This window comes from Pseudomonas sp. LD120 (assembly GCF_009861525.1).
Lineage (GTDB): Bacteria > Pseudomonadota > Gammaproteobacteria > Pseudomonadales > Pseudomonadaceae > Aquipseudomonas.
In genome coordinates this window covers 3,090,687-3,116,356 of record NZ_WVHL01000005.1, presented here as the reverse complement: position 1 = coordinate 3,116,356, position 25,670 = coordinate 3,090,687, and the positions used below count along the sequence as shown (strand labels likewise).

Here is a 25,670-nt window from a genome sequence, read left to right as displayed (position 1 = left end):
CTAGCTCCTTGGCGCGGTCACTGCCGCAACAGCCCGCTTTCATAATCCAGCCAATCCTGGTCAAAGCATTCCTGCAGGTAGTCCAGCACGCTGTCCAACGGCACCGAGGCCGGCACATTGACCGCGAAGAAGGCCTGGCTCATGCCCTCCCAGGTGCAGCCCAGGGTGTTGATCCGCTCCAGCACCTCGGCGCTCCGTTCCCGGCCGGCCTTGAAGAACACCAGGCGCAGCGTGCTGTTGCCACTGCTGCGCTCGACCTGCCTGAACCATTTCAGGCCATCGGCCTCGACCTGGACTGCCACGTCGTCCTCGTAACAGAGGTCCTGGGAATAGAAAGGCAAATTGGCGATACGGTACAGACCGTCAGGCTGCCGCTCAGCCCAGACCCCTTCGCTGGCAACCGGTGGATAGTCGTCGACCACCGTCAACCTGAGCATGATCTTGTCCATTGCCTGTCCCTGGTTCATTGAATAGAAGGCGCCCGCTCGACCTAGAGGCCGGCGCATGCCGCGCGCTTTTTCGCAGAATTGCCAGCCCATGGCAATCCTTGAATGGCGCTCGGGCAAAGGTCTGTCACGGCCCGGACCCTTTCCGTTACCATGGCCGCCCCCACGCCTGCCCCCCCCGATAAGGACATCCAATGGCCACCGTCGATATCGTCGCCCTGGTGCTGCTCGCCGCTGTGGCACTGTACCTGGTCAACCTCTACAACCGCCTGACGACCCGGCGTAACCGCCTGCGCAATGCCTTCGCCCAGATCGAAGTGCAACTCAAGCGCCGCTATGACCTGATTCCCAATCTGCTGGAAACCGTCAAGGGCTACCTGCAACATGAGCGCCAGACCCTGACCGCCCTGGCCGAGGCGCGCAACAGTGCCCGGAACAGCCTGCAAGCGGCCGCCGCGACCCCCGGCGACAGCGCGCGCATCGCCCGTCTGGGCCAGGCCCAAGGTGCTCTCGACCAAGTCCTCGGTGGCCTGCACCTGCGCCTGGAGGCCTACCCGGAACTCAAGGCCTCGCAGAACATGGCGCAACTCAGCGAAGAGCTCACCAGCACCGAGAACAAGGTCGCCTACGCCCGTCAGGCCTTCAACGACGCCGTGAGCGACTACAACTTGTGCAAACAGCAGGTGCCGGCGCGATTGTTCGCCGGGCTGTTCGGCCACCGGGCCGATGCCGCCCTGCTGCAATTCGCCGACAGCGCGCAGATTCAAGACGCCAGCAAAGTGTCGTTCCAGTAACCCTGCCGCCTGCCCCCGGAAGTTTGCATGAAGTTCTTTCAACACCAGGCCCGTGCCCGGCGCCACACCCTCAAGCTGCTGCTGTTGATGCCCCTGGCGGTGACCACCCTGGTCAGCCTCAGCAGCCTCGGGCTGGGCCTACTGTGGCGTGAGTTGAGCCAGGAGTACGGCCAGCCCAAGGTGCTGAACTGGATCGTCGTCGCGGGATTGGCGCTGCTCATACTCGTGGTGGTGCTGCTGGGCAGTGGGTACAAGACCTGGCGCCTGCGGGCCGGGGGCCAGGTGATCGCCGAGCACCTGGGCGGACGCCTGATCAACGACTCGCCACGGGGCAGCGAAGAACAGCGCCTGCTGAACGTCGTCGAGGAAATGGCCCTGGCCTCAGGCACCACGATGCCAGCGGTGTATGTACTGCCGGAAGACGCGATCAATGCCTTTGCCGCCGGGCTGACCCCGCAGCAGGCCGTGCTGGGCATCACCCGCGGCGCCCTCGTCCATCTGGACCGCGACGAGTTGCAGGGCATGGTCGCCCACGAGTTCAGCCACATTCACAACGGCGACATGCCCCTCAACACCCGATTGCTGGCGGTGATCCACGGCCTGCTGGTGTTCAGCCTGGCGGGCATCGCGGTGCTGCGCCAGGCTGAAAAACAGCACCTGGGCAGCGACCGCCACCGTTTCATCTGGCAGATCGTTTTCGCCGTGCTGGGCCTGGCCCTGCTGATCTTCGGTTCCCTGGGCAGCCTGCTGGGCAACCTGATCAGGGCCGCCGTCTGCCGCCAGCGCGAATTCCTCGCCGATGCCTCGGCGGTGCAGTTCACCCGCAATCCCCAGGGCATTGCCGGGGCCCTGAAAAAGATCGGCGGCAGCAGCGCCGGTTCACGCCTGCGCACCTTCGCCGCCGCCCAGTACAGCCACCTGTACTTTCACCAGGGGGTGAAACTGCGCCTGGGCCGCCTGGGCCGCCTGTTCGCCACCCACCCACCACTGGCGGCGCGCATCCAGCGCCTGGACCTGCAATGGGATGGGCGCTTCAAGCCCTTGTAGATGCGCTACCAGAGGGCAATGTCGTAAGTGATGTAGAGGCGGTTGCTGTCGCGTCCACGTGAGTAGCTAGAGCGATACACATAATTGCGCAACTTCACCCCCAGCCCCTTGAACGAACCTTGCTGGAGCACATAGGCCAGTTCGGCGTCGCGCTCCCACTCCTCGACCTGGGTCTTGGACTTGCCGTCACTGCCGCTCAGGTAACGTGAGCTGAAGGTCAGGCCGGGCACACCAACAGTGGCGAAGTTGTAACCATAACTGAGCATCCAGGTCTTTTCGTCCTCCTCGATGAACTTGCCGATGCCGGCGTTGCTGAAGGAGTAGACCGAGGCGCCGCTGATGTAAGGCAAGCCGGCCTCGCCATCCAGGCGCTGATAACCGCCGCCAAAGGCATGCCCGGCAATGACGTAGGTGAGCTGGCCGCTGAGCATCCGGTTGGCGATCTTGCCGTCATGGGCCGCACCTGAATCGGCGCTGCGAAAGTAGCGCAGATCGCTGGTCAACGTCCCCTGCCCCAGCGCCAGGTCATGTTGTAGGCCGACAAAGTCCTGCCGATAGAAGTTCTCAAGCTCGCCATGGAAATAGCTCAGGCGCAGGTTCTTGCCCCACGTGTAGTCGGCTCCGGCATAACGGAAATCGCCGGACTTGTCGCCACGGTAACCGTTAGGCACCAGCCCTACACTATCGCTGGAGTCGCGCTGCTTGAAGCGCTCCAGATAACCACCCGACACGCTCAGGCCATCGATATCGGTGCTGGTGAGCTGGGTTCCCTGGAACGTCTGAGGCAGCAGGCGGGCATCGTTGTGAACCAGCACCGGGGTCTTGGGCAGCAAGGTGCCGTACTTGAGCGTGGTCTTGGCCAGCCGCACCTTGGCCGTGGCGCCGGCACTGGCAAATTCGCTGGCGGCGCGACCGTCATCGTGTACTGGCAGCAGCCCCGTACCACTGCGCCCGCGACCGGAATCGAGCCGAACCCCCAGCAGGCCCAGGGCATCGACCCCGAACCCCAAGGTGCCGGGGGTGAATCCGGACTGATAGTCCAGCAGAAAGCCTTGAGCCCATTCGGTGCGCTCGCTCTTGGCGGTGCGCGCCGCCTTGGCGCTGAGGCCGTGTTCGTCGCGAAAGTTTTCGTTGAAATAGACGTTGCGCAGCTGCAGCTTGAGGCTGCTGTCGTCGATAAAGTCAGCGGCCTGGAGCCCGGCCACGGGCAGCAGGCTCAAGCAGGAAAATAGCGTTGCGCGAATCAGCAAATGGCTCATGTCGGACTTCTCGTTGTTGTTATTCAAGGCGCAGTTCGCCTAGCGCACCTGAAGCCGGCGCGCCGCGATAAAAGTGAGGTTTCGAACGAATCAGACGAGCAGGGTCAAGGCACCGGTCAGCAAGGCCAGGGCCGTGATCACCAGAGAGGTCAGCACGGCCCACTTCACCGTGGCCTTCTGGAAGTCGCCGATGTCACGGTCCACCATGCCCACCAGCAGCAGGGTCGAGGCCACCAGCGGGCTCATCAGGTGCACCGGCTGGCCGAGGATTGAGGCCCGGGCGATTTCCAGGGGCGAAATGCCGTAGGCCGCCGCCGCGTTGGCCAGAATCGGCACCACGCCAAAGTAGTAGGCATCGTTGGACAGGACAAAGGTCAACGGCATGCTGGTCAGTGCCACCACCAGCGGGAACAGGTGGCCCCAGGAGGGCGGAATCCAGTCCACCAGGGTCTGCGCCAGGGCGTCGACCATCTTGGTGCCGGAGAAGATCCCGGCGAAGATCCCCGCGGCGAATACCAGCAGCACCACGGTCATGGCATTGCCGGAGTGGGCCAGAATACGCTCCTTCTGAATATCCAGCTGCGGGTAGTTGATCATCAGCGCCAGGACAAAACCAATCAGGAACAGCACCGCCGAGTGCATCACGCCCAGCACCAGCGCGGTCATGATGACCACCACCAGCAGCAGGTTGACGTAGGCCAGCTTGGGCCGCTTGTGCGGGGTGTCTTCGAGAATGGCCTTGATGTAGCAGTCGCCACCGCCACTTTGCAGTTGGGTATTGCCGATACGCTTGCGCTCGGCCCGGCCCAGCAAGTAGGCGGTGAACACCACCCAGGCGGCGCCGCCGATCATGGTCGGCAACAGCGGCACAAAGTACTCGCCGGCATCCAGGCCCAACGCCGCGATGGCTCGGGTCGCCGGCCCGCCCCAGGGGGTCATGCCGCTCATGATGCTCAGGGACAACATGGAGATGGTGGCGAGGATCATCGGGTTCATGCCGATGCGCTTGTACAGCGGCAGCATGGCCGCGCAGGTGATCATGTAGGTGGTGGTGCCGTCACCGTCCAGGGCCACCACCAACGACAGCAGCGCGGTGCCCATGGCGATCTTGGTCGGATCGCCATTGACCCGCTTGAGGATCTTGCGGATCAGCGGATCGAACAGGCCCGAGTCGATCATCAGGCCAAAAAACAAAATGGCAAACAACAGCAGCGCCGCCGACGGCGCGACCATCTTCAAACCGTCGAGCATCATTTTGCCGGTGGTGCCGGCAAATCCGCCGAGCACTGCAAAGACGATGGGCACCAGCGTCAGCGCGACGATGGGCGACAAGCGCTTGGTCATAATCAGAAAGGTGAAGACCACCACCATGGCGAGGCCGAGCAAAGCGAGCATAAGTCGATTCTCTTGTTTTTATGATGAGCGTGGCCGCCACCCAGGCGCACGGCCACCCGAGCGCCTGGCGACCCGATCAAGGGCGCCCGGCACAGGTGTTGAGTCGGTACTTGGGGTAAAGCGGTGCTGCCTGGCGGGTCTAGCCGAGCTTGCTTGCCAGAGTGGCCGCTGGGCTGTCATCAGCGGCAGCGGCCTGATCCGCAAGCGGCTGGCCATCGAGCGTGCGTAACAGCACCTGGCGGTCGCAGGCCTGCTCCGAGAGGGCGATCACCACGGTTGCCACGGCATTACTGGCCAGGCTGGTCAAGGCCCGGGCCTCGGACATGAAGCGGTCGATGCCGATCAACAGCGCCAGGCCCGCCAGGGGAATGTCATGAATCACCGTCAGGGTCGAGGCCAGCGCCACGAAACCGCTGCCGGTCACCCCGGCGGCGCCCTTGGACGACAGCAGCATGATCGCCAGCATGGTGATGACCTGACCGGCACTCAGGTCGATGTTGCATGCCTGGGCAATGAAGATCGCCGCCAGGGACAAGTAAATGGCCGTGCCGTCGAGATTGAACGAATAGCCGGTGGGTAGCACCAGCCCCACCACGCTCTTGCGGCAGCCCAGGGCCTGGAGTTTTTCCAGCATGCGCGGCATCACCGGCTCCGTGGACGAGGTGCCGAGCACCACCAGGAACTCTTCACGCAGGTAGCGCAGCAGCTTCCACAGGCTGAAGCCGTTTGCCCGGCAAATACTGCCCAGGACGACGCAGACAAAGAAGCCGCAGGCGATGTACAAGGTCATGATCAGTTTGGCCAGGGCGCCCAGGGACGTGATGCCGTACTGACCCACGGTAAAAGCCAGCGCGCCAAAGGCACCGACGGGGGCAAAACGCATCAGGTAGGAAAAATCTTGAACACCATCTGCGAGGCCGACTCCAGCACCACCAGCACCGGTTTGCCGCGCTCGCCCAGGGACGACAGGGCAAACCCGCACAGCACCGCGATAAACAGCACCGGCAGCACCTCGCCTTTGTTGAAGGCGCCAATGAAGGTCTCGGGGATGATGTGCATGAAGAATTCCACCACCCCCAGCTTGGCCGCCGAATCGGTGTACTGCGACAGCCCCACAGTGCTCAGCTGGGTGGGGTCGATGTTCATTCCCGCCCCGGGCGCAAACAGGTAGACCGCCCCCAGGCCGATGAACAGGCTGATCAGCGTCAGGCCCAGGAACAGCAGCATGGTCTTGCTCAGCAAGCGTCCCAGGGAACGCTTGTCGCTCATGCCGGCGATGCCGGTGACGATGGTGCAGAACACCACGGGAGCGATCATCATCTTGACCAGCTTGATGAAGGCATCTCCCAGGGGCTTCAGGGCCACGGCTTGCGCGGCCCAGAAGTGCCCCACCAGAACCCCGAGGAGCACGGCGCAGAGGATCTGGAAGTAGAGCGATTTAACAACTTTCATGGCATCACCCATTTTTAGAATTGTGTTGATGCAACACGGGTCGACAGCAACGACTAACCGGCCAGACGTTGTGAAGCAGGCGCATAGACGTACCCGGAGAACAACCGCCGGGCGGTGCGGACCACCGAGGCGCGGAGGGTCTCAGGATTGTTTGCGGCGTAGGACAATACGACATCTATTGCACCGCCGGGGTGTTCGATACGGACCGTTTGCAGGCGCGGCTCACTGACCCCGCCCAGCATCTGGGCCACCACACTGCCGGCGGTGACACAGGCGGTAGCCAGGCCAATGGAGCCGGTGATGGCCAGGGCCCGATGACAGTTATGGGGCATGAAATAGCGCACCGCGAGGGTCCCTCCCGCCCGAGCCTGGGACACCAGGACCGGTTTGGGGATCACTTTGTCGCTGACATCCCCCAGGCCCATGGCCAGGCCGGCCTTCAGGCGCAGCCTCTCCAGACGCTTGAGAAACTCCGCGTCAGCGTCCAGTTCGGCCGGAGTTTCATCGCCGCGCTTGCCCAGGTGGGCGGCCTGCACCAGCACCATGGGCATGGCCATGTCGATGCAGGTCACGGGAATGTCGTCGATCAGGTCCTGAGGCTGGCCGGTGGGGAACAACTGGCCGGTCTTGCTGCCAGCGGCATCGAGAAAGGTCAGGGCCACCGGCGCCGCGCTGCCCGGCACGCCGTCAATGGTGGTGTCGCCTTCGTAGCTGACCTTGCCATCGGGGGTCTGTACCTGGGCATGAACCATAGTGCCGGTGTTGAGGTTGCGAATCCGCACCTGGGTCTGTGCCCCCGTGGCCTTGACCAGCCCCTGCTCGATCGCGAAAGGCCCGACGGCGCACAGCATGTTGCCGCAGTTGGGCGCGGTATCGACCCGACGCTGCGACACCATGACCTGGACGAACAGGTAGTCGACATCAGCCTCCGGGTGCAGCGACGGACTGACGATCGCCACCTTGCTGGTTTGTGGGCTGCCACCGCCGATACCGTCGATTTCCAGCTCGTGGCCGGAGCCCATCAGGTTGAGCAGCAGCTCATCGCGCTCGGGCACCGCCACCGGCAGATCCCAGGCCAGGAAAAACGGCCCTTTGGAGGTGCCGCCGCGCATCAACACACAAGGAATTCGTTGCATGAACACTGACTCTTGTTGATCAATCGAGGTAATTGATGTTCTGGACACAAGAGTGTCAGGGATTAAAAAGTGTTTCCAATGCAAATATCAGAGGGATTATTGCGTTCTGCGCATGAATTAAATATCGTGTCCGGCAGCGCCCCACCGACTCCCGCCTTGAGAAGCCCGCATGGAATATGAGCTCCAGGACATCAGATCTTTCGTGAAAATCGCCGAACTGGGGAGTTTCCACGAAGCCGCCGACGCCTTGCACCTGTCCCAACCGGCCCTGAGCCGGCGCATGAAAAAGCTCGAAGAGGGACTGGGCACCGCCCTCCTCGACCGCACCACGCGCAAGGTCAGCCTGACCAGCGTCGGCCGCGACTTCCTGCCCAAGGCCCGACGCCTGCTGGATGATTTCGACGACTCGATCCTCAACATCCGTGAGCTGGCAGAACGGCAGATCGGCCAGGTGACCCTGGCCTGCATCCCCACGGCGGCCTTCTACTTTCTGCCGTCGGTGATCCGCCTGTACAACCAGCGCTACCCGAAAATCCGCATCCGCCTGCTCGACCTCAGCGCCAACGAAGGCCTTGAAGCGGTGCTGCGCGGCGAAGCGGACTTCGGCATCAACATGATGAGCGGCCAGCACCCGGACATCGAATTCGTGCCACTGGTCAACGAGCCCTTTGTCCTGGCCTGCCGGCGCGACCATGAACTGGCCGGACGCCGTTCGGTGACCTGGTCGGAACTCAGCGATTACCGCTTGATCGGCGTTGGCCGCCTGAGCGGCAACCGCATGCTGCTGGACCACGCCCTGTCCGGCTTGAGCTGGCGGCCCCAGTGGTTCTACGAGGTGCAGCACCTGTCCACGTCACTGGGCATGGTGGAGGCCGGGCTCGGGGTTTCGGCGATGCCGAGCCTGGCCATGCCCGCCGCCGATCACCCGACCCTGGTCAGCGTTCCGCTGACCGACCCCGTGGTCAACCGCACCCTGGGCCTGGTGTACCGCCGCGGCGCATCGCTGTCGCCGGCCGCGGAAAAATTTGTCTCGATCCTGCTGGAGCAGTGGCCGCACTGACTCGCGCGCCACTCCAGCAACCTCCCGCCAGATCCGACGTGCCTTGAAGGCTGCACTGCCAGTCTGAGAACATCCACGTCGTTTTTTTTACCCCGGCGCAAGTCGGCAACATCACACAGGTCATCGCCGCCGCTGAGCCTCGATGATCACCTGCGCCCCGCTCTGGCTGGAGTCCCCCGATGCCCCATGAAGGCAACCTGCTACAAGCCGCCGTCGTGTTCCTCTGCGCCGCGGTGCTCATCGTACCGCTGGCCAAGCGCTTGCAACTGGGCGCCGTGCTCGGCTACCTGCTGGCCGGGGTGCTGATCGGCCCGTCGGTGCTGGGGCTGGTGGGCAATCCGCAAAGCGTTAGTCACATCTCCGAGCTGGGGGTGGTGCTGCTGTTGTTCATCATCGGCCTGGAGCTGTCGCCCAAGCGCCTGTGGGTGATGCGCAAGGCGGTGTTCGGCGTCGGCCTGGCCCAGGTGCTGTTGACCGGTACAGCGATCGGCGTGGTGGCGCTGTTTCTGTTCGGCCAATCGCTGAACAGCGCCATCGTGCTGGGCCTGGGGCTGGCCCTGTCGTCCACCGCCCTGGGCCTGCAAAGCCTGGCCGAGCGCAAGGAGCTGAACAGCCCCCACGGGCGCATGGCCTTCGCCATCCTGCTGTTCCAGGACATCGCCGCCATTCCGCTGATCGCCATGGTCCCGGTGCTGGCCGGCAACGATCACCACACCAGCAGCGCCGAGGACCTGCGCCACGGCCTGCAAGTGCTGGGCAGCATCGCCGTGGTGGTGGTGGGCGGACGCTACCTGCTGCGCCCGGTGTTTCGCATCGTGGCCCGTACCCGCTTGCCGGAAGTGTCCACCGCCACCGCCCTGCTGGTGGTGATCGGCACCGCCTGGCTGATGGACCTGGTGGGGGTGTCCATGGCCCTGGGCGCCTTCCTCGCCGGCCTGCTGCTGGCGGACTCGGAATACCGCCATGAGCTGGAAGCACAGATCGAACCCTTCAAGGGCCTGCTGCTGGGGCTGTTCTTCATCAGTGTCGGCATGGGCGCCAACATCGGCCTGCTGCTCAGCGCGCCCATTGCGGTGCTGGGCCTGACCCTGCTGCTGATCGGCCTCAAGCTGCCGCTGCTGTTTGTGGTCGGGCGGCTGGCCGGCGACCTCAATCGCGAGAGCGCGGTGCGCCTGGGCGTGGTGCTGGCGGCCGGAGGTGAATTCGCTTTCGTGGTGTTCAAGATCGGCCGCGACCAGGGCCTGTTCGAGGCCCGCCTGCATGACCTGCTGGTGCTGACCATTACCTTGTCCATGGCCCTCACGCCGCTGCTGTTGCTGGCCTGCTCGCGCTGGCTCAAGCCCAAAGCCAAGCCCCTGGAAATGCCCGCCGAATACCGCCAGATCGACGCCGACAGCCCGCGGGTGGTGATTGCCGGGATGGGCCGCATGGGACAGATCGTGGCGCGGATTCTGCGGGCGCAAAAGATCCCCTTCGTGGCCCTCGACACCTCGGTGGAAACCATCGAGCTGATCCGCAGTTTTGGCGGCGTACCGGTGTTCTACGGCGACCCCATGCGCCCGGAAATCCTCAGTGCGGCCAAGGTAGGCACAGCAGAGTACTTCGTCATCGCCACCGACGATCCAGAGACCAACATCAAGACTGCCGAACAGGTGCGCAAGCTCTACCCGCACCTGAAGATCATCGCCCGGGCGCGCAACCGTCAGCACGTGCACCGGCTGGTGGATCTGGAAGCCCAGGCCGTGCGGGAAACCTACTACTCCAGCCTGGAAATGAGCCGCCGGACCCTGGTGGGCCTGGGGCTCAGCCAGGCCCAGGCCGACTCGCGGATCCAGCGTTTTACCGAGCATGACGAACAACTGCTGGCGGCCCAGCACGGGGTCTACGATGACGCCGCCAAAGTGCTACAAAGCGCCCAGGAAGCCCGCGCCGAACTGGCCCGGCTGTTCGAGGCCGATGAGCAGGAAGAACAGCTCGAAAGCCCGCTGCCGCCGGTGCGCTGACGCCGCTGCCCCCGCACCACCTCGTGGGAGCCGGCTGGCCGGCGAAGGCGGCCTTGAGAGCGCCGGAGAATGATCTGAGGGCCGTGGTGTGCCCTTCGCTGGCAAGCCAGCTCCTACAGGCACGGCACGACACACCGTAGGAGCCGGCTTGCCGGCGAAGGCGGCCTTGAGGGCGCCGGAGAATGATCTGATAGCCGTGGTGCGCCCTTCGCTGGCAAGCCAGCTCCTAACAGGCGCGGCACGCTTGAGCGACTACCGTCAGGTTCTGTCAGGAGCGGTTGTGTAAAGTGGATGCCGCCTCGCCACTGAACGGATACACCCCATGAGCTCAAGCCAGCAGAACGCTCCCGCCCTCAAGGAGATCTTCAACCAGGAACGCCTGGAACACATCGCCGAGCAGATGCACGCGGTGTATCCAGACTTCCAGCGCCAGGCCTTCTTGCGGCTGGCCAGCCAGGATCTGCCCCAGCTGTCGCTGATGCAGCGCCTGGCCCGGGTCAGCGACAGCCTGCATCAGGTGCTGGACCTGGACTACGCCACCAGCCTCGAGCTGTTGCGCCAACTGGCGCCGCGCCTGAACAGCCGCTTCGTGTGCATCTTCCTGCCGCATTACGTGGCCAGTTTCGGCCTAGACGATTTCGAGCGCTCCATGCAAGCCCTGCAGTACTTCACCGGGTTTGGTTCATCCGAGTTCGCCGTGCGCCACTTTCTGCGCCAGGACTGCCAGCGCACGCTGGCCGTGCTGCAGGAGTGGGCCACCGACAGCGATGAACACGTGCGGCGCCTGGCCAGCGAGGGCAGCCGTCCGCGCCTGCCCTGGTCGTTTCGCCTGGAACAGTTGCAGGCCGACCCGCAGTTGGCGGCGCCGATCCTCGAACGCCTGCGCAACGACCCCAGCCTGTACGTGCGCAAATCAGTGGCCAATCACCTCAACGACATCACCAAGGAGCACCCGCAGTGGGTCCTTGAACGCCTTGAAGGCTGGCCCCTGGAGCAACCCCACAGTGCCTGGATCGCCCGTCATGCCTTGCGCAGCCTGATCAAGCAGGGCGACCGCCGGGCCCTGGCGATCATCGGGGCCGGGGCCCGGCCCGAGGTCGAGGTCCAGAGTTTTCAGGTGGCGCCCGGGCACTTGCGCCTGGGGGACAGCCTCGAACTGTCCCTGACCCTGGCCTCCACCAGCCCGCGCGATCAGCGCCTGGTGGTGGATTACGCCATCGACTACGTCAAGGCTTCAGGCGCCACGGCGAGCAAGGTGTTCAAGCTCAAGACCTTCACCCTGCAGGGCCTGGCCCAGGTGGACCTGGGCCGCAGCCAGCAGATCCGCGAACTGACCACCCGCCGTCACTATCCCGGACGCCATGGCGTGCAGTTGCTGGTCAATGGCGAGCCCCTGGCCGCCAGCCATTTCGACTTGTTCATCCCCTGACATTCAAGGAAGACCGCGTGGCAATCATCAGCAAATGGGCGAAATCCATCGCCCGGGTCCTGGAAAGCAGTTTCAGCGTCAGCAGCACCATCGCCAGCCACTCCGGGGTCCTTGGCGACGCCCGGGAGAGTTTCATCCGTGACGTCCTCAAGCGTTTTCTACCGAGCAACATCAGCATCGGTGCCGGACAGATCATCGACGCCCAAGGCGGCATCTCCAAGCAGATCGACCTGATCATCTACCGCAACGATTTCCCCACGCTGCGCACCTTCGGATCGGCCGACGTGTACCTGATCGAAGGGGTGATCGCCACCGTGGAGGTCAAGTCCCAGCTCAACGAAAAGAGCCTGTACGAGGCCCTGGAGAACGGCAAGTCGGTGCGCAACCTCAAGCCCTCGGTGCTGCGCCATTCCCTCGACGAGTACAGCGCGCGCATCTATGACCGCGACTATCAGAACCTCACGGTCTCGCAGATGAATTCGGTCATGGGCCTGGTGCTGCCGCCAGCGTATGTGTACGGCTATCGAGGCTATCCCGGCGCCAGCCTGGAGCAACTGCGCAACAGCCTGAACACCTGGCACAACCTCCCCGACCGTGCCGGTGAACTGGACGTGACCCTGATGCCCGAGGTCATCGCCACCCAGGGCTGTGTGACCCTGAAGAACCTCAACAACCACCTGGCCCTGCCCCGGCCCGGCGCTGCCGACCTCGAAGCCTGTCGCCAGAGCTACAACACGGCCATGTCCAGCAGCATGAGCAAGCAGGAATTCTTCGCCTGCTTTCGCGAAAGCAACGCTGAGAGCTTCGACTACGGCATCGCCATCAAGGCCTACGAAACGCCGCTGCAGTACCTGATTTCCAGCTTGCTGGAGGCGGTGACCTCACGCATCGGCTACCAGCAACTGGGGGGGACGGCGATCCAGTACAACCTGTTGAAATATCACCTGAGTGAAGAGATGGAGGGCGGCTGGTCCGGCGCCGCGATCAACCTGACCCGGGTACGTGATCCCAAGCTGGATCTGGCGGGCAAGTTCGGCCTGTGGAAGGCCAGGACCTGAAGCAATCGCCCCCCCACCACAGACCGTCCCCCCGTAGGAGCCGGCTTGCCGGCGAAAGCGATCCTGAGGACGTCGTGGAGAATCGGCAGACCGCGGCGCGACGGTTCGCTGGCAAGCCGGCGCCTGCCGGCCACGCCGTATTTCAACGCCGGGTACCCGGCAGCATGCGCTTGAGGGTGTTGTCGCCCACCCAGTAATGGTGAAACAACCCGGCCGCGGCGTGCAGGCCGATCAACCAGTAGCCGGCGTTGCCCAGTTGCTCGTGCCAGTGCTTGAAGAAACGCGCTTGGTCAGGGTCCACGGTCACCGGCGCGGCCGGCAGGAAGAACTCGAAGTAAGGCACCGGCTTGCCCGCTGCCGAGAGCATCAGCCAGGCCAGCAGCGGCGTGGCGATCATCAGCGCGTACAGGATCAGGTGCATCAGGTGCGACAGCCCGGTCTGCCAGACCGAAGGTGCCGGCGAGATTGGCGGGCGCGGCTGCAGGCGCGCCATCAAGCGTATCCACACCAGGGCAAAGATGCTGATCCCGAACAGGCTGTGCAGGCCAAGAAACACGCCCCGAGCCGTGCTGCCCCGAGGCATCAGCCCCTTGAGTTCAATGCAAGCGTAAACGCCGACGAACAAGGCCAGCATCAGCCAGTGCATCAGGATCGACAGGCGCGCGTAACGAGATGGTGCGGCTTCAGCAGTCATACACAGTCCTCACGGTGGTTCGGGACGCCCGACTCATTCAGGCCGTCGCGGGGATACCAGCCAGCGCTGTTCGCTGCCTGGGTGCGCCACCTTGCCGTGCCTGCCTTAAGGCAACCTGAAGATGGCAAAAATGTCTTTTTGCCATCTTCAGACTTCGTTAAGAAAGCCTGCCGATACTCCTCTCCAACACGTCTTGGGAGGAATCACATCCATGCCCGGTTTCGACTGGAACATCCGTTTGCCCCTGCGCTTCGGCCTTACCGCCGACGCTCCGATGACCCTGGCCCGCGCCCTGCCCGAGGACAGCCAGCGAGGCGCCTTCGAAACCTATATCAGCCAACGCTTCCAGCAGGTGCATGGCGCCCGGATCCATCAGTTCATGCCAGAGCTGTTTGGCCTGAGCAACCTTGAGGGGGCGCTGTGCGCAGTCGCCGGCGTACGCATGGCCAGCAGCGGCCCACTGTTTCTCGAACGTTACCTGGACGCCCCCATCGAGGGCTTGATTGACACTGCCGCCCAACGTCCGGTGGAGCGCCAGGGGGTCGTCGAGGTGGGCAATCTGGCGGCCAGCGATACTGGCAGTGCACGCCTGTCGATCATCGCCATCACCTGGCTGCTGGCCATGGGCGACCTGGAATGGGTGGCGTTCACCGGCAATATCGGTCTGGTCAACAGCTTTCATCGCCTGGGCCTGCGCCCCCTGACCCTGTGCGCCGCCGACCCCGAGCGCCTCGGTGAAGAGCGTCATCACTGGGGCAGCTACTACCAGAGCCAACCATCGGTACACGTGGGCAGCATCCGCGCCGGTTTCATCCACTTGCGCAACATGGGGATGTTTAACCGCCTGGGCCTGCCGGTGTCGTTCGAGGAGAACAGCCATGTCGCTTGAAATCCAGCGCTTCAAGGAAACACTGCGTAAACACGCCGAAGAAAAGACCATTCACATTGCCCTGTGGGGCGACCAACTGCGCCTGGACTACGCGACGCTGTATGCCGAGGTGGTGTACCGGCAGCAACGCCTGCGCGATGAGCGAATCCAGGTGCTCGCCCTGGCCTTGGACAACGGCCCTGAACTGCTGCTCTGGGACCTGGCGGCGCTGTTCGAGGGCCTGACCTGCCTGACCCTGCCGCCCTTCTTCAGCGCCGCTCAGCGCCAGCACTGCCTGGAACAGAGCCGCGCCGAGCTGCTGCTGGCCGAAGACGGCCAGGACGCGCAACTGCAAGCCGCCGGCTATGAGCGCCAAGGCGAATTCTGGCGTCGGCGCTTCGATGAACCGTCGACCCTGCCGCCAGGGACCGCAAAACTGACCTTCACCTCCGGCACCACCGGCACTCCCAAAGGCGTGTGCCTGGGCGCCGAGAGCCTGCTGCGGGTAGCCCGGGAGCTGGAGCACGCCAGTCATTCCTGCAACCCGCGCCACCACTTGGCGCTGCTGCCCCTGGGGATTCTCCTGGAAAACCTAGGCTGCTACGCCGCGCTCTATGCCGGTGCCACCCTCAGCCTGCCGAGCCAGAAAACCCTGGGCATCCAGGGGGCCAGCGGGGTCGACGCGCCGACCCTGCTCGGCTGCCTGGCCCAACGCCAACCCGAAAGCCTGATTCTGGTGCCACAGCTGTTGCTGCTGCTGGTGGGCGCCGCCGAACAGCGCCTGTTCAACCCCGCCCACCTGCGTTTTGCCGCGGTCGGCGGGGCCAAGGTCGCGCTGGAACTGCTGCAACGGGCCCAGCGCCTGGGCCTGCCGGTGTACGAAGGTTATGGGCTGTCGGAATGCGCCTCGGTGGTGTGCCTCAACCGTCCTGGCGAGCAGCGTCCGGGCAGCGTCGGCCAGCCTCTGCCCCATGTCCGAGTGCACCTGGCGGCCGATGGTGAGGTGCTGATCGAAGGCTCGTTGCTGCTGGGTTACCTGGGCGAAACCGGCCGCCCCGATGGCTGGTGGCACAGCGGCGATATCGGTGAATTCGACAGCGACGGCTACCTCTACCTCAAGGGCCGCAAAAAGCACCAGTTTGTCACCAGCTACGGACGCAACGTCAATCCCGAGTGGGTCGAAGCCGAACTGACCCAGCGCAGCCATATCGCCCAAGCCTTCGTCTACGGCGAAGCCCTGCCCCACAACCATGCCCTGCTCTGGCCGCATCGGCCCGACTGCAGCGACCGCGAACTGGCGGCCGCCGTGACCGAAGCCAACCAGGCGCTGCCCGATTACGCCCAAGTCCATCGCTGGACCCGCCTGCAACAACCCTTTACCCCCGGCAACGGCCTGCTCACCGCTAACGGCCGACCACGTCGCGAGGCAATCGTCGAACACTACCGCGACTTGCTCTGCGCCCCTGTTTATTCCGAGGAGTCACCATCATGAGTTTTTTTGACCACTTGCAAGCCGCCACCAGCCAGGACCGTGAACAACTGTTCAACCTGCCAATCATTCGTGAAGCCCTGGTCGGCCAGGTCAGCCTCGAAGGCTACCGGGCCTTTTTGACCCAGGCTTACTACCACGTGCGCCACACCGTGCCGCTGATGATGGCCTGCGGCGCGCGCCTGCCAACTCGCCTGGAATGGCTGCGGGGCGCGGTGTGTGAGTACATCGAGGAGGAGTACGGCCATGAACAGTGGATACTCAACGACATCGCCGCCTGCGGGGGCAACCGCGAGGCCGTGCGCGATGGCCAGCCGGCCCTGGCCATCGAGCTGATGGTGAGCTTTCTCTATGACCTGATCGCTCGCGGCAACCCGGTGGGGCTGTTCGGCATGGTCAACGTCCTGGAAGGCACCAGCATCGCCCTGGCCACCATGGCCGCCGGGAGCATTCAAGAAAGTCTGCAACTGCCACAGACGGCCTTCAGCTACCTGGCCTCCCACGGCTCGCTGGACATCGAACACATGCAAACCTACCGGCGCCTGATGGACCGCCTCGAAGACCCGGCCGATCAGGCTGCGGTGATCCATGCCTCGAAAGTGGTCTACCACCTCTACAGCGAGATGTTCCGCGGCTTGCCACGTGCTGGGGAGAACGCTCATGCGTCTGCCTGAAGCCCGCGTGGTGTTGACCGGCGCCAGTGGTGGCATCGGTCTCGCCATCGCCGAAGCCCTGTGCGCCAGTGGTGCCCATGTGCTGGCCGTGGCCCGGCACAAGGAGCCCCTTGAACCGTTGCTGGCGCGTTACCCGGAACGCCTGTGCTGGATCTCGGCGGACCTGACCTTTCTCAGCGACCGGCGCAAGGTGCTGCTGGCGGCCGAATCCATTGGCGGGGTCAATCTGTTGATCAACGCCGCCGGGATCAATCATTTCGCCATGCTGGAGCAGCTCGATGATGCCGAGATCAACGCCATGCTGGCGGTCAACATCAGCGCACCAATGTGCCTGACCCGGCTGCTGCTGCCGATGCTGCAACAGGCGCCCAGCGCCATGGTGGTGAATGTCGGGTCCACCTACGGCTCCATCGGCTACCCCGGCTACACCGCCTACTGCGCCAGCAAATTCGCCCTGCGCGGCTTCTCCGAAGCCCTGCGCCGCGAACTGGCGGACACTCGGGTCAACGTGCTCTACGTGGCCCCCAGAGCAACCCGGACCCGCATGAACAGCGCCGCGGCCCAAGCCTTGAACGCCGCTCTTAAAAGCAATGTCGACGATCCACAGACCGTGGCCGCCGCCGTGGTCCACGCCATCGCCGGCGACCACCGCGAGCTGTATCTGGGCTGGCCCGAGCGTTTTTTCGTGCGCCTCAACAGCCTGCTGCCCAATGTAGTGGACCGTGGCTTGCGCAAACATCTGCCGCTGATCCGGCGGCTCAGTGTCAGATCTGAACGGGAGCATCAGGAACCATGAAAACCTTGATCAGCGCACTTTTACTGGGCTGCCTGAGCCTACCGGCCTGGGCCCTGGATACTGCGGACCAGGAACGTCTGAGCAACATCCAGCAAAGCTGGGCGCACATTCAGTACCAATTGCCCGACAACCAGCGCACGGCCGCCTTTGCCACGCTCGCCACGCAAACCCAAGCCTTCACCCAGGAGCGCCCGACGCTGGCCGAGGCCTGGATCTGGTCGGGGATCATCACCAGCAGTTGGGCCGGAGCCCAGGGCGGACTCGGCGCCCTGAGCAAGGCCAAGGCGGCCAAGGCCGACCTGGAACGGGCGCTGAGCCTGAACCCCAAGGCGCTACAAGGTTCCGCCTACACCAGCCTCGCCGCGCTGTATGATCGCGTTCCCGGCTGGCCCATCGGCTTCGGCGACGCCGACAAGGCCGAAGCGCTGCTCAAGCAGGCCTTGCAGTACAACCCCGACGGTCTGGATAGTCTGTACTTCTGGGGCGACCACCTGTACCGCCAGGATCGCTACGGCGAGGCTCGGGCGGCCCTGCTAAAAGCCTTGCAGGCAGCCCCGCGCCCCGGCCGGGAAGTGGCCGACCAGGGCCGACGCGAAGAAATCAAGGCGTTGCTGGACAAGGTCGGCCAGAACATCAAATGAACGAAACGGGACAGGAGTCGTTGTGCGCTTACTACTGATCGAAGATGACCAGCCCCTGGGCGAAGGTATCCATCAAGCCTTGAGCCGCGAGGGCTACACCGTCGACTGGCTCAAGGACGGCAGCAGCGCGCTGCATGCACTGCTCAGTGAAACCTTCGACCTGGCCCTGCTCGATCTTGGTCTGCCGCGCCTGGACGGGTTGGAGGTGCTGCGGCGCCTGCGCGACAGCGGATCGACCCTGCCGGTGTTGATTCTGACCGCCCGGGACGCCACCGAAGACCGCATCGCCGGCCTGGATGCCGGCGCCGACGACTACCTGATCAAGCCCTTCGACCTGGACGAACTCAAGGCCCGGTTGCGTGCCCTGCTGCGGCGCAGCGCCGGCCGCGCCCGGGTGCAGATCGAACACGCCGGCATCAGCCTCGACCCCGGCACCCAGCAAGTGCACTACCACGGCGAGCCGGTCGCCTTGACGCCCAAGGAGTACCAGTTGCTCTACGAACTGCTGTCGCCGCCGGGCCGGGTGATGACCCGCGACCGCCTGGTGCAACTGCTGTATGGCTGGAATGAAGAAGCCGAAAGCAACACCCTGGAAGTGCACATCCACCACTTGCGCAAGAAGTTCTCCGCCGACCTGATCCGCACCATCCGCGGGGTCGGCTATCTGGTGGAGGAGCGCCGATGAGTTCGATCCGTCGGCGCACCCTGACCCTGATCATCGGCCTGCTGTTCGCGGGGCTGCTGATTCTCACCGCCTTCAACCTGCACGACAGCAATCACGAGATCGACGAAGTCTACGATGCCCAACTGGCACAACATGCCCGTCTGCTGCTGGGCATCATGCGCATGCCCAACAGCAGCACCGACCAGGCCCAGCTGTACCACGCCTTCAACCTGGCGCTGAGCCAGGCCATACCCCAGGTCGACGGCCACCCCTACGAAAGCAAGATCGCGTTCCAGGTGTGGAGCCGCAAAGGCAGCCTGCTGGTACGCACCACCAGCGCGCCAGCCCTGGCGGTGCCGCCCCTGGAACCGGGCTTTAGCAATGAACGGGACGCAGGCGACCGCCAGTGGCGCGCATTCATCCTCGACGATCAGGACAGCGGCCTGCGGATCTGGGTTGGCGAACGGGTGGATATTCGCAGCGATCTGGTCGGGCGCATCATGCGTCACACCTTGTGGCCCAACATCGTCGGCAGCCTGCTGCTGACGGTGATGATCTGGCTGGCCATCGGCTGGGGCCTGCGCCCCCTGGCCAACATGGCCGCGACCCTGAGGGCGAGGCACAGCGGCTCCCTGGAACCACTGCACCTGGAGCCCTTGCCCAGCGAGCTGGAACCCATGCAGGCCGCCCTCAACCGCATGCTGACGCAGATCCAGGAAGTGCTGGGGCGGGAACGGCGCTTCATTGCCGACGCCGCCCACGAGCTGCGTACCCCCCTTGCAGTCCTGCGGGTGCACGCGCAGAACCTGTTGGAGGCCGGCACCGAACAAGAACGCCGCGCCTCCCTGGAATCCCTGCTCCTGGGCGTCGACCGCGCCGCACGCCTGGTCAACCAATTGCTGACCATGGCACGCCTGGAGCCCAAGGCGCAGCAGCACCACACTCAGTCGGTGGATCTGGCCCAGACCGTGCGCGAAAGCCTGGTACAACTGACCCCCTGGTTGCTGAGCAAGGGCCTGGAGCTGTCCTTCGACGTGGATGAGCGTGACTACCCGATTCGCGCCGAAGCCGCGTCCATTGATATCGCCTTGAACAACCTGATCAGCAACGCGGTGAATTTTTCGCCGGCCAACGGCGTGATCAACGTGCGCCTGCGCCAGGCCGGCGAGCAGTTCGAACTCAGCGTCGAGGACCAGGGCCCCGGCATTGACGAGGCTGAACGCGAACGTCTGTTCGAACGTTTCTACAGTCGCGGCAACGCCCACGGCGCCGGCCTGGGCTTGACCATTGTCAGCGTTATCGCGCACCACCTGGGCGGGCGCATCAACCTCGACAACCTGCCCCAGGGCGGCCTGCGCGCCACCTTGTCGATTCCCTGCAATCAGCGGTCGCGACTGAGCAGCGCCTGGATGCCGCAGCGCGGGCAATAGCCCATGGGGTTGTGCCAGGGCTGGGCGTTCAGTCCACCTTGGCTTTCGCGGTCAGCACGATCAAGTGCTCGTTGCAGCCGAAGCCGCCCACCGCATCGTCGTACCAGGACACTTCCACCACCGCAATGCAGCCGTCATAGGACCGCCCCACCAGCGTGCCGTCGGCCTTGAACACCCGCAGGTAGCCGCCAACGCTGTACCGAGAGCTGTCGCCATCACCGGGCATGGTCATGCTGGGAATCCAGGTGCGCCAGCTGAACAAACGGTATTTCTGGTAGTAGAAAGCCTGGTCGGGACTGTAGTCGCGGCCCTGATACGGCTTGCCGTAATAGAACGAGGCATAGGCCTGGTACGCCAGGAACGCCGCCAGTGCGGCACCCAGAATGGGTCGGATTTTTTTCACTGGGGGTCGTTCCTTTTACCCGCGCAAACGTCTACGGGGTTGCAGGCCCAGCATGCGTAAACAGGCCTGGACAATGGCCTCGGCCAGGGCCCGAGCATCGTCCTCGCCAGCGGCGATTACATCGTCGGTGGCTCCGTGCACACCGGCGTAGATCAGCGACGCAATCACCCCCGGCTGGGCCAGGGACCAGCAGCCGGCGCGCTGGCCGCCTTCGAGGATGCCCTGCAACTGCGCAAGGATCGCGTTCCTTTGCGGGTTACCGCGGTCGTGGTGATGGTGGTTGGGGTAGACGATATCGTGCAGGCGGTAAGTGTCGAGATAGGCCTGCACGCTGGTGCCGATCCAGCAGGAAACCTTCGCCACCCAATCATCCTCGGGGCAGGCATTCACCGCCTCCTCCAGACGCGCCAGGAAGCGCTGGGTATAGCGCTGCCCCAGGGCCACCAGCATGTCGTTCTTGGAATCGAAGTAGTGATAGAAGGTGCCCTTGGCCACCTCGGCGCGCTGGACGATTTCACTGATAGTGGTGGCTTCCACGCCCTGGCTGAGGAACAAGGCTTCGGCGGCGGCCATCAACTCTTCCAGGCGCACTTCAGCCGGCTTGGTGCGCGGCCGCGACGGGCTGGCGCGCTTGGCAAGCGGGGAGGTTTTGACACTCATGAACGAATCCGAGCTGCTCGACAAAGGCCGACAGTCTAGGGCAATTGCCGGAAGAAAGAGAGTTGAGAATACATGTCACTTCCCATTGACCGACGGTCAGTCAAAACACTATGCTCGCCCCGAAAGCTCATTCAAGAACCTGCGGGAGACGCCTCATGGATCGCTATCGCCGCCCTGCCCTGGTGGCCGCCACCTACCTCGGGACCTTTCTCGCGTCCCTGGACATCAGCATCGTCAACGTCGCCCTGCCGACCTTGCAACACAGTCTGGCCACCGACCTCAGCGGCCTGCAGTGGGTGGTCAATGCCTACGCCATCGGCCTCTCGGCGTTCATGCTGTCGGCGGGGCCACTGGGGGACCGCTTCGGCCACAAGCGCTGCTGGCTGCTCGGGGTACTGCTGTTCTGCCTCGGCTCGGCGCTTTGTGCCCTGGCCCAAGAACTCTCGCTGCTGCTGGCCGGGCGTGCCGTGCAAGGACTGGCCGGGGCCCTGCTGATTCCCGGGGCGCTGCCGATCCTCAGCCATGCCTTTCCCGCCCCCCGGCAACGGGCCCATGTGATCGGTGGCTGGTCGGCCTTCAGCGCCCTGGCGCTGATTCTCGGCCCACTGCTGGGTGGCCTGCTGCTGGAGCAGCTGGGCTGGCAGAGCATTTTTTTGATCAACCTGCCCATTGGCCTACTGGCCCTGGTTCTGGGTTGCTGGGGCATCAGCGAACGCAAGCATCCCCAGCACGCCGCACTCGATCCCCTGGGCCAGATCCTCTGCGTGCTCTGGCTCGGGGCCCTGACCTATGGGCTGATCGCCTCCGGCGAAGACGGATTCGGTAGCCCCGGGGCGCTCACTTCATTGCTGCTGTCGACCCTGGCGCTGCTGGCTCTGATTCAGGTGGAGCGTCGAGTGCAACGGCCCCTGGTACCACTCGCGCTGTTCCGCCTGCGCCCCTTCGCAGTGGCCAACCTGGCATCGTTCATCCTTGGTTTCTCCTGCTACAGCAGCCTGTTTTTCTTCTCGATCTTCCTGCAGCAGATCCAGGGCTGGTCCGCCGCCGACACCGGCCTGCGGATGCTCCCGCAGTTCGTGTGCACAGGCTGTGTATCGATACTCTTCGGCCAATTGCACCAGCGCCTCCCCCTGCCCTGGCTGATGGTCGGCGGCTATGGCCTGGTGGGCCTGGCCCTGAGCGCCATGGCCGGCTTCGACGCCCACACGCCCTACTGGCGGGTGGGTTCGTTGTTCGGCCTGCTGGGGCTGGGCATGGGTCTGGCGGTACCGGCCACCGGGCTGCTGGTAATGGCCTGCGCACCGGCGGAACGCGCCGGAATCGCCTCGGCCAGCATGAACGCCCTGCGTCAGACCGGCATGAGCGTCGGCATCGCCCTGCTCGGCAGCCTGATGAGCGCCCGGGCGGTGCAGGTGCTCAGTGAGACCGCTGCAGCGGCCGGCATCAATGGCGCTGCCGAACTGGCGCACCAGGCCGTGAACGAACACCGCCTGCCGCTGCACAACCCGTTGTTCGCTGAACTCTATGGCGTCGCCATGACCAGCGGCTTTCGTCTGGCCATGGCCTTGGCCGGATGCGCCAGCCTACTGGCCATGGGAGTGCTGCTGGGAACTCGCCGGCAGTCGGCTCACGAACCTGCCACCGAGGCTTGCCGGTAGCCCCGGTGCCAGGCTGGCTCGTTGACAAGCCCCGTGGCACCGCCGACCATCGGCTGCCGTCCGCACGGGCGGATGCCTGGATCGAGGAGCGGCAAGGGTGAAAAGGATGAGCGCACTGCTGTTATCGCTGGCCGCTGCCTGCAGCGCGGCCCAGGCCACCAGTGAGGTCGACGCTGCCCGCCAATCCCTGAAGAACTACGGCCTGGCCAACTGCCTGGCCCAGCGCTTCCCGGAACCCTCTGCCCTGCGTCGGGACGTCGGCCACGCCGTCGGCATGTACGGCGTGCTGGGGATAGGCCTGTACAACGTGCTGCAGAACGAAGACACCCTGAAAACCCTGCACAACCCCTACACCGCCACCAGCGACTACGTGGCACAAGCCTATGAGCAGGCCTCGGGAAGCAGCAAATACAGGCGCGACAAGGTGGTGCTGCATGCTTGCCTTGAGGTCTACAACTCCCGGGCTTTCGATGCCTTCATCCAGACCCAGGATCGCTACATCCGGCCTGACGACTGAGGCACCGGGCGTGCCGGGCGAATGTCGCAAAAACGTTGTTCGAGGTCGAATCCAGCCTGCCGACCCAACGCGTGCTGTCCATACTCAAGGGCCTTGTCCCCTGGTAATGGAATACCCCTGTGAACCTGCCACCGCTCCTGCCTGACACCGCCCCTGCCCTGGTCAACCCGCTACGTCTGGACCAGGACGATCTACGGCATTTCAAGGAGCGTGGCTTCATCAAACTGCGCAGTCTGTTGACACCAGCGGCCATCCTGCAACTGCGCGAGCTGGCCAACAGCCAACTGCGCCCGGCCCCCTCGGGCACCTCGGCCCATGGCGACGGTTTCAGCCGCCTGACCCACCGAGTGACCCAGGTGGGCATCCTCGAACGCCTCTACCGGCAACCGGCCTTCGCCCAGGTGCTGACCCGCCTCACCGGCTGCCGCTTGATCATGAGCGAGGCACAGAGCTTCGAGCTGGGGGTGGGACGCTCGGGCTTTGCCTGGCACTACGACTCGCTGAACTTTCGCTACATCCGCCCCCAGGACCCGGCCTTCAGTCTGTGGATGCCGTTGCAGCCGATCCGCCCCGAGCGCCAGGGTGGTGGCATGGCCTGGGTGCCGCTGTCGCAATTCTCGGCCCAGGCGAACTTCCAGTTCTCGCGCCTGTTGGCCGAGAAGCTGGCGCGCGGCGAGGCCATCGATGAATTTTCCGCACACCTGCGCCAGACCTACTGCACACCGGGGCTGCTCACCGACAGCTTCGAGGCACAACGCACCGAGGAGGCCTTCGAGCCCGGCGACGCCCTGCTGTTCAGCAAATACCTCTGGCACCGCTCCAGCCCCTTGCTGGCCGGCGACCTGGAACGGCGCCAGGCCGTGACCCTGCGCCTGCTGGACTGGCGGGCCTGCCTTGATCCAACGCTGCAGGACGGTGAAACCCGCAGCGCCGGTGGCCTGGGCATGGGCCTGGACGGCGGCCCGCTGAACCCGCTGTCCTACGGCTCGCGGTTCGTCGACATCAAGCCCGGTGCACCGATCCGCAGTTCGGCCCATTGCGGGCCGATTCTCTGATCCAGGCTAGCGCTCGGGCCCCAGCAGCACCTGCTGCTGCGCCGCGCACTGTTCCACCAGATAGTCCCAGACCACCCGCAGCCGCACCGACTTGTGCAGCTCGCGGCGAGTGCTGATCCAGTAGGCGCGCTGGATGCTCTCGGCCGGCAGCAGCGGCACCAACTGCGGATCTTCGGCGGCCATGTAGCACGGCAGCACGGCGATTCCCAAGCCCGAACGCGCCGCTTCGTGCTGGGCGATGACGCTGGTGCTGTGAAACACCACCTGAGGGTTGCGGCAAAAGCTGTTGAGAAACATCAGTTCCTGGCTGAACAGCAAGTCGTCGACGTAGCCGATCCAGGCATGGCGCCCCAAGTCTTCGCGGCTGCGCAGCGGCGGTGCGCGGTCCAGGTAGGCCTGGCTGGCATACAGGGCCAGGCGGTAGTCGGTGAGTTTACGGGTCACCAGCATGTCGGCGCTGGGCCGCTCCAGGTGGATGCTGATCTCCGCCTCGCGGTTGAGGATGCTGACAAAACGTGGCACCGCCACCAGCTCCACCTGCAACCCCGGGTAACGCTCGAACAAAGCGTACAGGCGACTGGCAAGGAACTTGACCCCCAAGCCCTCGGTGACGCCGACGCGGATCTTGCCCAGGGGCGCGCTGGACTGGGTGATGTCCTCCTGGGCCAGCAACGCGACGTTTTCCATGGCCTCGGCATGCTTGAGCAACACCTCGCCGGCCGGGGTCAGTTCATAACCCTGGGCATGCTGGACAAACAGCGCGGTGCCCAAGGCTTTCTCCACCGCCTCGATATGCCGGGCCACCGTGGCGTGGGTGGTGTTCAGCCGCCGGGCCGCGGTGAGCAAGCGCCCGCTGCGTTGCAGTTCAAGAAAAAAGCGCAGGTCATTCCAGTCGAACATTGCGATTCCTTGTTGAGATTCCTTGTCGATGCCGAAAATCATCGCTGTTAGAAAACGCACAGCGGGTGGGCAAAAACTAACATTCTTTTAACGAAAGCTAACAACTAGGATTGACCCCAATAAAAATCAGAAAAACGAGGTC

At 64.3% G+C, this 25,670-nt stretch carries 24 protein-coding genes and 1 pseudogene; 16 read left to right on the top strand and 9 right to left on the bottom strand.

The features are described 5' to 3' along the window. Positions 1-17 precede the first annotated feature (17 nt). Complete coding sequence (locus PLD_RS28720) at positions 18-449, bottom strand: DUF4265 domain-containing protein (RefSeq protein ID WP_159898068.1); 432 nt, start codon at positions 447-449, stop codon at positions 18-20. A gap of 191 nt (positions 450-640) precedes the next feature. Between PLD_RS28720 and PLD_RS28715 the strand changes: the two genes are divergently transcribed. Together PLD_RS28715 and PLD_RS28710 are read left to right on the top strand one after the other, a co-directional pair. Beyond that, positions 641-1,240 (top strand): LemA family protein, encoded by a 600-nt coding sequence (locus PLD_RS28715; protein ID WP_159898067.1) that lies wholly within the window; start codon positions 641-643, stop codon positions 1,238-1,240. A gap of 27 nt (positions 1,241-1,267) precedes the next feature. After that, complete coding sequence (locus tag PLD_RS28710) at positions 1,268-2,287, top strand: M48 family metallopeptidase (protein ID WP_159898066.1); 1,020 nt, start codon at positions 1,268-1,270, stop codon at positions 2,285-2,287. A gap of 5 nt (positions 2,288-2,292) precedes the next feature. Here PLD_RS28710 and PLD_RS28705 read toward each other — a convergent pair whose 3' ends face one another. The 4 genes and pseudogenes from PLD_RS28705 to PLD_RS28690 all read right to left on the bottom strand — a co-directional run bounded on the left by PLD_RS28705 (position 2,293) and on the right by PLD_RS28690 (position 7,529). Continuing rightward, complete coding sequence (locus PLD_RS28705) at positions 2,293-3,546, bottom strand: OprD family porin (protein ID WP_159898065.1); 1,254 nt, start codon at positions 3,544-3,546, stop codon at positions 2,293-2,295. Positions 3,547-3,636: 90 nt separating this feature from the next. Next, positions 3,637-4,941, bottom strand: coding sequence for a CitMHS family transporter (locus PLD_RS28700; RefSeq protein ID WP_159898064.1), 1,305 nt, complete (start codon positions 4,939-4,941; stop codon positions 3,637-3,639). A 139-nt stretch (positions 4,942-5,080) separates the two neighbouring features. Next, positions 5,081-6,405 (bottom strand): annotated as a pseudogene (gene dctA / locus PLD_RS28695) (C4-dicarboxylate transporter DctA). A 41-nt stretch (positions 6,406-6,446) separates the two neighbouring features. Further along, positions 6,447-7,529 (bottom strand): 4-oxalomesaconate tautomerase, encoded by a 1,083-nt coding sequence (locus tag PLD_RS28690; RefSeq protein ID WP_159898063.1) that lies wholly within the window; start codon positions 7,527-7,529, stop codon positions 6,447-6,449. Positions 7,530-7,698: 169 nt separating this feature from the next. On the opposite strand from PLD_RS28690, the gene PLD_RS28685 reads away from it, so the two are divergent. The 4 genes from PLD_RS28685 to PLD_RS28670 all read left to right on the top strand — a co-directional run bounded on the left by PLD_RS28685 (position 7,699) and on the right by PLD_RS28670 (position 13,079). Then, positions 7,699-8,589, top strand: a complete 891-nt coding sequence (locus PLD_RS28685) for a LysR family transcriptional regulator (RefSeq protein ID WP_159898062.1) — start codon at positions 7,699-7,701, stop codon at positions 8,587-8,589. A gap of 179 nt (positions 8,590-8,768) precedes the next feature. Next, positions 8,769-10,592 carry a monovalent cation:proton antiporter-2 (CPA2) family protein gene (locus PLD_RS28680; protein ID WP_159898061.1) on the top strand — a complete coding sequence of 608 codons (1,824 nt, stop codon included), beginning with the start codon at positions 8,769-8,771 and terminating at the stop codon, positions 10,590-10,592. A 322-nt stretch (positions 10,593-10,914) separates the two neighbouring features. After that, positions 10,915-12,021: a DNA alkylation repair protein gene (locus tag PLD_RS28675; RefSeq protein ID WP_159898060.1), complete on the top strand. Its 1,107-nt coding sequence runs from the start codon at positions 10,915-10,917 to the stop codon at positions 12,019-12,021. A gap of 17 nt (positions 12,022-12,038) precedes the next feature. Next, a complete protein-coding gene (locus PLD_RS28670; RefSeq protein ID WP_159898059.1) occupies positions 12,039-13,079 on the top strand; it encodes a DUF6602 domain-containing protein in 1,041 nt (346 codons plus the stop codon). 142 nt (positions 13,080-13,221) lie between these two features. Here PLD_RS28670 and PLD_RS28665 read toward each other — a convergent pair whose 3' ends face one another. Then, positions 13,222-13,773, bottom strand: coding sequence for a cytochrome b (locus PLD_RS28665; RefSeq protein WP_159898058.1), 552 nt, complete (start codon positions 13,771-13,773; stop codon positions 13,222-13,224). Positions 13,774-13,984: 211 nt separating this feature from the next. Between PLD_RS28665 and PLD_RS28660 the strand changes: the two genes are divergently transcribed. The 7 genes from PLD_RS28660 to PLD_RS28630 are packed head-to-tail and all read left to right on the top strand — an operon-like array spanning position 13,985 to position 20,335. After that, on the top strand, positions 13,985-14,662 hold the full coding sequence (locus tag PLD_RS28660; RefSeq protein ID WP_159898057.1) for a thermostable hemolysin: 678 nt from the start codon (positions 13,985-13,987) through the stop codon (positions 14,660-14,662). Continuing rightward, on the top strand, positions 14,652-16,133 hold the full coding sequence (locus PLD_RS28655) for an AMP-binding protein (RefSeq protein WP_159898056.1): 1,482 nt from the start codon (positions 14,652-14,654) through the stop codon (positions 16,131-16,133). The genes PLD_RS28660 and PLD_RS28655 overlap by 11 nt, the downstream gene beginning before the upstream one ends. Beyond that, positions 16,130-16,804, top strand: a complete 675-nt coding sequence (locus tag PLD_RS28650; RefSeq protein ID WP_159898055.1) for a TenA family transcriptional regulator — start codon at positions 16,130-16,132, stop codon at positions 16,802-16,804. The genes PLD_RS28655 and PLD_RS28650 overlap by 4 nt, the downstream gene beginning before the upstream one ends. Continuing rightward, positions 16,791-17,600: an SDR family oxidoreductase gene (locus PLD_RS28645; protein WP_159898054.1), complete on the top strand. Its 810-nt coding sequence runs from the start codon at positions 16,791-16,793 to the stop codon at positions 17,598-17,600. The genes PLD_RS28650 and PLD_RS28645 overlap by 14 nt, the downstream gene beginning before the upstream one ends. Then, positions 17,597-18,241: a tetratricopeptide repeat protein gene (locus tag PLD_RS28640; RefSeq protein ID WP_159898053.1), complete on the top strand. Its 645-nt coding sequence runs from the start codon at positions 17,597-17,599 to the stop codon at positions 18,239-18,241. The genes PLD_RS28645 and PLD_RS28640 overlap by 4 nt, the downstream gene beginning before the upstream one ends. A 22-nt stretch (positions 18,242-18,263) precedes the next feature. Further along, positions 18,264-18,926, top strand: coding sequence for a response regulator (locus PLD_RS28635; protein WP_159898052.1), 663 nt, complete (start codon positions 18,264-18,266; stop codon positions 18,924-18,926). Then, positions 18,923-20,335, top strand: coding sequence for an ATP-binding protein (locus PLD_RS28630; protein ID WP_159898051.1), 1,413 nt, complete (start codon positions 18,923-18,925; stop codon positions 20,333-20,335). The genes PLD_RS28635 and PLD_RS28630 overlap by 4 nt, the downstream gene beginning before the upstream one ends. A gap of 28 nt (positions 20,336-20,363) precedes the next feature. On the opposite strand, the gene PLD_RS28625 is transcribed toward PLD_RS28630, so the two are convergent. Continuing rightward, complete coding sequence (locus tag PLD_RS28625) at positions 20,364-20,738, bottom strand: hypothetical protein (protein ID WP_159898050.1); 375 nt, start codon at positions 20,736-20,738, stop codon at positions 20,364-20,366. Between the two features lie 15 nt (positions 20,739-20,753). Further along, on the bottom strand, positions 20,754-21,398 hold the full coding sequence (locus PLD_RS28620) for a TetR/AcrR family transcriptional regulator (RefSeq protein ID WP_159898049.1): 645 nt from the start codon (positions 21,396-21,398) through the stop codon (positions 20,754-20,756). 155 nt (positions 21,399-21,553) lie between these two features. Here PLD_RS28620 and PLD_RS28615 point away from each other — a divergent pair, with 155 nt between their 5' ends. The 3 genes from PLD_RS28615 to PLD_RS28605 all read left to right on the top strand — a co-directional run bounded on the left by PLD_RS28615 (position 21,554) and on the right by PLD_RS28605 (position 24,628). Continuing rightward, positions 21,554-23,056, top strand: a complete 1,503-nt coding sequence (locus PLD_RS28615) for an MFS transporter (protein WP_159898048.1) — start codon at positions 21,554-21,556, stop codon at positions 23,054-23,056. A gap of 106 nt (positions 23,057-23,162) precedes the next feature. After that, complete coding sequence (locus PLD_RS28610; protein ID WP_256674803.1) at positions 23,163-23,573, top strand: hypothetical protein; 411 nt, start codon at positions 23,163-23,165, stop codon at positions 23,571-23,573. 119 nt (positions 23,574-23,692) lie between these two features. Further along, positions 23,693-24,628, top strand: coding sequence for a phytanoyl-CoA dioxygenase family protein (locus PLD_RS28605; RefSeq protein WP_159898046.1), 936 nt, complete (start codon positions 23,693-23,695; stop codon positions 24,626-24,628). Positions 24,629-24,634: 6 nt separating this feature from the next. On the opposite strand, the gene PLD_RS28600 is transcribed toward PLD_RS28605, so the two are convergent. Then, positions 24,635-25,528 carry a LysR family transcriptional regulator gene (locus PLD_RS28600; RefSeq protein ID WP_159898045.1) on the bottom strand — a complete coding sequence of 298 codons (894 nt, stop codon included), beginning with the start codon at positions 25,526-25,528 and terminating at the stop codon, positions 24,635-24,637. Positions 25,529-25,670: the final 142 nt, after the last annotated feature.

Coding starts and splice junctions, on each gene's coding strand:
- PLD_RS28715 (WP_159898067.1), top strand. CDS start 641: ATGGCCACCGTCGATATCGTCGCCCTGGTGCTGCTCGCCGCTGTGGCA.
- PLD_RS28600 (WP_159898045.1), bottom strand. CDS start 25,528: ATGTTCGACTGGAATGACCTGCGCTTTTTTCTTGAACTGCAACGCAGC.
- PLD_RS28660 (WP_159898057.1), top strand. CDS start 13,985: ATGCCCGGTTTCGACTGGAACATCCGTTTGCCCCTGCGCTTCGGCCTT.
- PLD_RS28685 (WP_159898062.1), top strand. CDS start 7,699: ATGGAATATGAGCTCCAGGACATCAGATCTTTCGTGAAAATCGCCGAA.
- PLD_RS28615 (WP_159898048.1), top strand. CDS start 21,554: ATGGATCGCTATCGCCGCCCTGCCCTGGTGGCCGCCACCTACCTCGGG.
- PLD_RS28665 (WP_159898058.1), bottom strand. CDS start 13,773: ATGACTGCTGAAGCCGCACCATCTCGTTACGCGCGCCTGTCGATCCTG.
- PLD_RS28705 (WP_159898065.1), bottom strand. CDS start 3,546: ATGAGCCATTTGCTGATTCGCGCAACGCTATTTTCCTGCTTGAGCCTG.
- PLD_RS28680 (WP_159898061.1), top strand. CDS start 8,769: ATGCCCCATGAAGGCAACCTGCTACAAGCCGCCGTCGTGTTCCTCTGC.
- PLD_RS28690 (WP_159898063.1), bottom strand. CDS start 7,529: ATGCAACGAATTCCTTGTGTGTTGATGCGCGGCGGCACCTCCAAAGGG.
- PLD_RS28620 (WP_159898049.1), bottom strand. CDS start 21,398: ATGAGTGTCAAAACCTCCCCGCTTGCCAAGCGCGCCAGCCCGTCGCGG.
- PLD_RS28645 (WP_159898054.1), top strand. CDS start 16,791: ATGCGTCTGCCTGAAGCCCGCGTGGTGTTGACCGGCGCCAGTGGTGGC.
- PLD_RS28640 (WP_159898053.1), top strand. CDS start 17,597: ATGAAAACCTTGATCAGCGCACTTTTACTGGGCTGCCTGAGCCTACCG.
- PLD_RS28710 (WP_159898066.1), top strand. CDS start 1,268: ATGAAGTTCTTTCAACACCAGGCCCGTGCCCGGCGCCACACCCTCAAG.
- PLD_RS28655 (WP_159898056.1), top strand. CDS start 14,652: ATGTCGCTTGAAATCCAGCGCTTCAAGGAAACACTGCGTAAACACGCC.
- PLD_RS28610 (WP_256674803.1), top strand. CDS start 23,163: ATGAGCGCACTGCTGTTATCGCTGGCCGCTGCCTGCAGCGCGGCCCAG.
- PLD_RS28700 (WP_159898064.1), bottom strand. CDS start 4,941: ATGCTCGCTTTGCTCGGCCTCGCCATGGTGGTGGTCTTCACCTTTCTG.
- PLD_RS28720 (WP_159898068.1), bottom strand. CDS start 449: ATGGACAAGATCATGCTCAGGTTGACGGTGGTCGACGACTATCCACCG.
- PLD_RS28650 (WP_159898055.1), top strand. CDS start 16,130: ATGAGTTTTTTTGACCACTTGCAAGCCGCCACCAGCCAGGACCGTGAA.
- PLD_RS28675 (WP_159898060.1), top strand. CDS start 10,915: ATGAGCTCAAGCCAGCAGAACGCTCCCGCCCTCAAGGAGATCTTCAAC.
- PLD_RS28630 (WP_159898051.1), top strand. CDS start 18,923: ATGAGTTCGATCCGTCGGCGCACCCTGACCCTGATCATCGGCCTGCTG.